Origin of the sequence: Thalassovita mangrovi, assembly GCF_009857745.1 — a bacterium.
GTDB classification, from domain to species: Bacteria; Pseudomonadota; Alphaproteobacteria; order Rhodobacterales; family Rhodobacteraceae; genus Thalassobius; species Thalassobius mangrovi.
This window is the reverse complement of sequence record NZ_WWEN01000009.1, coordinates 181,076-187,337: the sequence shown is the minus strand read 5'-3', so window position 1 is coordinate 187,337 and position 6,262 is coordinate 181,076. Positions and strand designations below refer to the sequence as shown.

The window sequence follows — 6,262 nt, the reverse complement described above, 5'->3', positions numbered from 1 at the left end:
AGCATCGCTCCGTCGTTCCGCTTGGCGTCCCGTCCAGCGCCTCAGCGCCGCCGGTGAAGGGGGTTCTAAGGATGGCACGGATGAGTCGCAAGTACTTTTTTATGGAGTAAGCAAACTTTTCAGTTTCGAGAACCGTCAACGTTATTTAAGTCATTGACCTAATGTTATAAAAACAAAGAACTCGCACGCCCGAACTGCGGTTTCAGCGCATGTTTACTGCGTCCACACCTAGGTCCAGATCTTCAACCTGCCTCCCAAGCACTTCAAATTTCCAGATCGTGAAGCCTGGTCAGCCCCACCCGAGTGATCCAGCTTAATTGTCAGTGCATGATCGCCCTTGGCTCCATCGGGGCGATGGTTTCCGGGGCCGGAGGGCGGCAGCCCAAAGCACTGTGTTGTCGATTGGTGCAGTAGCGTTTCCTCCATTGTTCGATCAGGATCTCCGCTTCCCGGAGGTTATGGAAGACTTCCCCGTTCAGCGATTCAGCGCGGAACCGGGTGTCGAAGCTTTCGCAATAGCCATTCTCCCAAGGAGGCCCGGGTTCGATGCAAGCGGTCTTGGCGCCGACGGCCTTGATCCAATCCTGATCAGCCTGAACTACGAACTCAGGGCCGTTGTCGGACCGGCAGCAAACCGGGACGCCTCGCATGATGAACAGATCGCTCTGATCTTCTCCCACTGGAGCGGCCCACCGCTATGTTTAGGAAAACGGAGGGCCGGAATGGCTAGGAAACGGCACAAGCGAGAAGAGCCAGAAGAGATTGCCACGAAGCTACGGCAGGTTGAGGGATTTGTCGGACCAGATCGGTGCCAGACATATCATGACCTCGGGCTGGCCCATGCTGTCGATCGGCATGCGCCCGATCTTGGGGAAAGAAAAAGGCCGCTTAAAGCGGCCCATTCAAATCCAACAAAATTTTTTGATGGCGGAGACGAAGGGATTCGAACCCTCGAGACGGTTTCCCGCCTACTCCCTTAGCAGGGGAGCGCCTTCGACCACTCGGCCACGTCTCCGCGGACGGGTTTATCTAGGCTGGCGGGTGGGGACAAGCGGAAAATTTCACCCCGGCGGGGAAACCTGCGGCGGGACTTGTGGGACATCGGCAACGCTGCGATCGAAATCGGGTGCCGCCAGTGCGCCGGATGGACAGGCCCGTTTTTTTTGCATACCCAGTGGGGCAGCACTTGGGACAGTTATGAATTTGAAACGGGCATGACACAAATGGGATTTAGCAGCGCGACACGGCCGCACAGGGCCTCCGGACGGGGGCGTCGGGGCCTGATGGCCAGCGCATCGGCGCTGTTGCTGGCGCCGCTGGCCGCCACCGCCGAGGAAAGTGCCGCAAATCCCTTCGTCGCGCCGGTACCGCCGAGCTTCAACCTTTACGGCACCGTCGGGCTGATCGACATGCCGACCGCGGACATGGCCCCCGACGCGACCCTGTCGACCACGGTCTCGCACTTCGCCGGCACCACCCGCACCACGCTGAGCTTCCAGCTGCTGCCGCGGCTGAGCGGCAGCTTCCGCTACACGTCCATCGACGGGCTGGTGATCGCGGACACGCTCTATGACGGCAGCGAAAGCTATTACGACCGCAGCTTCGATGTGCGCTACCAGATCCTGGAAGAAACCCAGTACCGCCCGGCGGTATCGGTGGGGCTGCAGGATTTCATCGGCACCGGGCTTTACGGCGGCGAATATATCGTGGCCAGCAAATCGATCACTCCGCGCCTGCGGGTCACCGGCGGTCTGGGCTGGGGCCGTCTGGGCAGCTACGGCGCGATCGGATCGACCGGCACCCGGCCGACCGAAATCATCGGCCGCGGCGGTGTTCCCACCTATGACCGCTGGTTCCGCGGCGATGTCGCCCCGTTCGGCGGCATCGAATGGAAGGCCAGCGACCGGCTGTCCTTCAAGGCGGAATATTCCTCCGACGCCTATATCGAGGAAACCGTCACCAGCAATATCTTCGACCGCGACACGCCGTGGAACTTCGGCCTCGATTACCGGTTCAAGAACGGCATCCAGCTGTCGCTGTTTTCGCTGTACGGCACCGAAGTCGGCGCCATGCTGTCGGTTCACAGCAATCCCAGATACGCGCCGTCGCCGGGCGGGCGCAACGGCGCGCCGGTGCCGGTCAAGCCGCGCAGCGCGGCCGATATGCGCGATCTGGGCTGGACCGAGGACAGCGTGAAGACCGCCAGCATCAAGACCCGGCTGGCCAAGGCGCTGGAACGCGACGGGCTGGTCTATGAGGGGATCGAGCTGAGCGCCACCAAGGCGGTGCTGCGGATGCGCAACCCGCTTTACATGGAAGAACCGCAGGCCCTGGGACGCGCCGCCCGGGTGATGACCCGAATCCTGCCGGGATCGGTGGAAACCTTCACCATCGTACCGATGATCGACGGCATGACCACCACCGCCGCGACCTTCAGCCGGTCCGATCTGGAGCGGCTGGAAAACGCCCCCGCCTCGGAGCTGCTGGCGCGGACCCGGATCGAAAACGCCCATGGCATGGCGCCTGCGCCGGAGACGGGGATCTACCCGGCGCTGTCCTGGTCGCTTGGCCCCTACGCCGAATTAAGCGTGTTCGATCCCGACAACCCGGTGCGGGCCGATCTCGGGCTGCGGCTGAGCGCGGATTACCGTTTCGCCCCCAACTGGGTGCTGTCCGGGTCGGTGACCCAGAAACTGCAGGGAAATCTCGACGAAACCTCCACCTCGGTGCCCTCGGGGCTGCCGCGGGTGCGGACCGACTATTCGCAGTACAGCCGCAACACTTCCCCGGCGATCGAGTATCTGACGCTGACCAGCTTCGGCCGGCCGGGGCGGGATCTCTATAGCCGCCTGACGGTGGGCTATCTGGAAAAGATGTATGCCGGTGTGTCGGGCGAAGTGCTGTGGAAACCGATCGACAGCCGCCTCGCCCTCGGGGCCGAGCTGAACTATGTCCAGAAACGCGAATACGATCAGCTGTTCGGGTTGCGCGACTATGACACCGTGACCGGCCACCTGTCGGCCTATTACGAACTGGGTCACGGGTTCCACACCCAGCTGGATGTGGGCCGCTACCTGGCCGGCGATTACGGCGCGACGGTTTCGGTCGACCGCGAATTCGCCAATGGCTGGCGCGTGGGCGCCTATGCGACCGTCACCGATGTGCCGTTCGACGATTTCGGCGAAGGGTCCTTCGACAAGGGCCTGCGGATCACCATCCCGATGAGCTGGGCGCTCGGCACCCCGTCGCGGACGGTGAACACGCTGAACGTTCAGTCGCTGACCCGCGATGGCGGCGCGCGGCTGAATATCCGCGACCGGCTGTATCAGCGGGTACGCGAAAATCACGAAAGAGACCTGGTCAAGGAATGGGGACGGGTGTGGCGATGACGATGAAAACCGCTCTGAAACGCCCTGCCCTGCTGGGCGTGGCTGCGCTCGCCCTTCTGGCCGGTTGCGGCAACGCCCCCGGGATCGTCGACGTCAAGGACGTCATGCGCACCACCTTTTCCGGCAGCAAGAAAGAGGCGCCGCAGCAGGTGAATGTCGCGGCCGCGTTGCAGACGACCCCTGCCCCGCTGATGCTGGTGGTGCTGGAAAAGACCAAGGCGCAGTCGCCGATCGTGGAAATCGAACGCAACGGCGCCTATCGCACCTATGTCACCCCGTCCCGCCAGACCATGACCCTGCGCCAGGGAGTGGTCACCGCGACCCGCGGGCTGAGCAACGACATGATGTCGTCGGATATCGACGCCACGCTGCGGCTGCTGTCGGCCCGCCAGCCCGGCCAGACCCGGCGCGTGATGCGCTATCTCGACGGCGAGGAACAGATCGTCGCGCTGAGCTTCGACTGCCAGATGAGCGTCGGCGGCAGCGAGAAAGTCGCCATGGGCGAGGTATCTGCCCAGACCCGGGTGATGACCGAAAGCTGCCAGGGCGAAGGGCTGAGCTTCACCAACACCTATAAGGTCGACGGCTCCGGCACGGTGCTGAGCTCGCGCCAATGGCTCAACCCGACGGTTGAGATGGCCACGATCCAGGTGCTGCGCCGCTGAGCGCGGTGCTTTTGGTCCTTACCCGACCAAGGAAGTAGCGTCGCGTTGCGGGTCTGGTCCGTCCAGCCCCCCCGCGCACAAATTACTCAGTCGTGCCCCCCGAGGCGGCAACCGCAATGACCGCCGCCGCGGCAACAAGGACAGCCGCCAAACCGGCACCGGAAAGCGAACCGGTCGCCATCCCCTGCGTCGCCAGGAAAGGATCGTCCGATTGCGCCTCTTCGGCAAATGCGGGAACCGCTGCCGTCGCCGACAGGGCAATCGTAGTGGCGAGAGCGAATTTCTTCATGATGATCCTCCATATCTTCAATAAAAAAAGCCCGGGACGTCCGGGCTGAGCAAAAATAAACAAATTATTAACACGGAAAATCAATAGCACAGATAGGCCTGAAAGGGCACAAGCGAGGCCCTTTTCCCGGCTTTGCGCCTTCAAAGTCGCACAAGAAATGCGCAAGCGAACCACGCTTCACGCGCCCAGATCGCAAGCCCTGCAGCTAAATCGCCCTTTCGGAGCAAACCCACCCGACACGGGCATCGCGCGGCTCAGGTGTTGAACGCGGCTCAGGTGTTGAACAGGAAGTGCAGGACGTCACCGTCCTTCACCACGTATGCCTTGCCCTCGGCGCGCATCTTGCCCGCTTCCTTGGCGCCCTGTTCGCCCTTGCAGGCGACAAAATCGTCGAAGGCGATGGTTTCGGCGCGGATGAAGCCCTTTTCGAAATCGCCATGGATCACGCCCGCCGCCTGCGGTGCCGCGGTGCCCTGCTTGATGGTCCAGGCGCGGGCCTCTTTCGGGCCGACGGTGAAATAGGTTTCCAGGTGCAGCAATTCGTAGCCGGCGCGGATCAGCCGGTCGAGCCCCGCTTCTTCCAGCCCCATTTCGCCGAGGAACATTTCCGCTTCCTCGTCGTCGAGCTGGCTGATCTCTTCCTCGATCTTGGCCGAGATGATGACGTGGGAATTGCCCTCGGCTGCCGCCATTTTCGCCACCGCTTCGGAATGGGCGTTGCCGCTGGCGGCCTCTTCTTCCGACACGTTGCAGACGTAAAGCACCGGCTTGGTGGTCAGCAGCTGCAGCATCTTCCAGGCCTTGGCGTCTTCCTCGTCCACCTCGACCACGCGGGCGGGCTTGCCGCTTTCCAGCGCTTCCTGCGCGGCGGCCAGCAACCGGTCCTGCTGCTGGGCTTCCTTGTCATTGCCCTTGAGCTTGCGCACCAGGTTGGCGCGGCGCTTCTCGATGCTTTCCAGGTCGGCCAGCATCAGTTCGGTCTCGATCGTGTCGGCATCGGCCACCGGATCGACCCGGCCTTCCACATGGGTCACGTCGCCGTCTTCGAAACAGCGCAGCACATGGGCGATGGCATCGACTTCGCGGATATTGGCCAGGAACTGGTTGCCCAGGCCTTCGCCCTTCGACGCGCCCTTCACCAGGCCCGCGATATCGACGAAGGTCATCCGCGCCGGCAGGATCGCCTTGGACCCGGCGATTTCGGCCAGCGTATCGAGCCGTGCATCGGGCACGTTCACTTCGCCCACATTGGGTTCGATGGTGCAGAAGGGGAAATTCGCGGCCTGCGCGGCGGCGGTTTTCGTCAGCGCGTTGAACAGGGTCGACTTGCCGACATTGGGCAGACCCACGATTCCCATCTTAAAGCCCATGACCGGCCTCCTGTGACATTACCGTGCCGCTTCTAGGCAAGGACTGTGTAGGACGCAAGCCACGTGTTAGCTTTGGGTATCGGAGGGGACAAAATGACATTCACACCGCATTTGTATTTCGACGGCAGCTGCGCCGAGGCGATGAGCTTCTATGCCGACCTGTTCGGCGCCGGGGACCTGCAGATCATGCGCTTCAGCGACGCGTCCGGGGAAACCGGCCTGCCCTCAAGCGACCGGGTGATGCATGCCCAGTTCAGCGCGGACGGCCATGTCCTGATGGGATCGGACGTTCCGCCCGGGACACCGTATCAGCCACAGGCCTCGGTTGCGATCACCCATACCGCGCCCGATGCCGACACCGGACAGGCCCTGTTCGACCGGCTGGCCGAGGACGGCGAGGTCACGATGCCCTTCGCCCCCTCCTTCTTCGCCCCCGCTTTCGGCATGGTGACGGACCGCTTCGGCACCCATTGGATGATCATCGTCATGCCGGGATAAGGCGGCATTGATTTTCCCGCCCGAAACGGGCACATCCCTTCTGAGCAATTC

5 protein-coding genes, 1 tRNA gene and 1 pseudogene are annotated in these 6,262 nt (G+C 62.7%); 3 read left to right on the top strand and 4 right to left on the bottom strand.

The window, feature by feature from the left end; translation table 11 throughout:
- Window positions 1–320 precede the first annotated feature (320 nt).
- Together GR167_RS17885 and GR167_RS17880 are read right to left on the bottom strand one after the other, a co-directional pair.
- A pseudogene (locus GR167_RS17885) lies at window positions 321–665 on the bottom strand (integrase core domain-containing protein); the annotation flags it as partial.
- 260 nt (window positions 666–925) lie between these two features.
- A tRNA-Ser gene (locus GR167_RS17880) sits at window positions 926–1,015 on the bottom strand.
- A 268-nt stretch (window positions 1,016–1,283) separates the two neighbouring features.
- Between GR167_RS17880 and GR167_RS17875 the strand changes: the two genes are divergently transcribed.
- A complete protein-coding gene (locus tag GR167_RS17875) occupies window positions 1,284–3,389 on the top strand; it encodes a YjbH domain-containing protein (protein ID WP_235916020.1) in 2,106 nt (701 codons plus the stop codon).
- A complete protein-coding gene (locus GR167_RS17870) occupies window positions 3,386–4,054 on the top strand; it encodes a YjbF family lipoprotein (RefSeq protein ID WP_160975094.1) in 669 nt (222 codons plus the stop codon). Before GR167_RS17875 ends, GR167_RS17870 begins: the two co-directional genes overlap by 4 nt.
- An 82-nt stretch (window positions 4,055–4,136) precedes the next feature.
- On the opposite strand, the gene GR167_RS17865 is transcribed toward GR167_RS17870, so the two are convergent.
- On the bottom strand, window positions 4,137–4,487 hold the full coding sequence (locus tag GR167_RS17865; protein ID WP_160975093.1) for a hypothetical protein: 351 nt from the start codon (window positions 4,485–4,487) through the stop codon (window positions 4,137–4,139).
- A 128-nt stretch (window positions 4,488–4,615) separates the two neighbouring features.
- Window positions 4,616–5,713, bottom strand: a complete 1,098-nt coding sequence (gene ychF / locus GR167_RS17860; protein ID WP_160975092.1) for a redox-regulated ATPase YchF — start codon at window positions 5,711–5,713, stop codon at window positions 4,616–4,618.
- A gap of 93 nt (window positions 5,714–5,806) precedes the next feature.
- Between ychF and GR167_RS17855 the strand changes: the two genes are divergently transcribed.
- The gene (locus GR167_RS17855; RefSeq protein ID WP_160975091.1) at window positions 5,807–6,211 is read left to right on the top strand and encodes a VOC family protein; all 405 of its coding nucleotides are present in this window, start codon (window positions 5,807–5,809) and stop codon (window positions 6,209–6,211) included.
- The last annotated feature ends 51 nt before the right edge of the window (window positions 6,212–6,262 follow it).

Bases quoted from the DNA above. Each gene is read 5' to 3' on its own strand.
- GR167_RS17875 (WP_235916020.1), top strand. From the start codon at position 1,284: ATGGCCAGCGCATCGGCGCTGTTGCTGGCGCCGCTGGCCGCCACCGCC.
- GR167_RS17870 (WP_160975094.1), top strand. From the start codon at position 3,386: ATGACGATGAAAACCGCTCTGAAACGCCCTGCCCTGCTGGGCGTGGCT.
- ychF (WP_160975092.1), bottom strand. From the start codon at position 5,713: ATGGGCTTTAAGATGGGAATCGTGGGTCTGCCCAATGTCGGCAAGTCG.
- GR167_RS17855 (WP_160975091.1), top strand. From the start codon at position 5,807: ATGACATTCACACCGCATTTGTATTTCGACGGCAGCTGCGCCGAGGCG.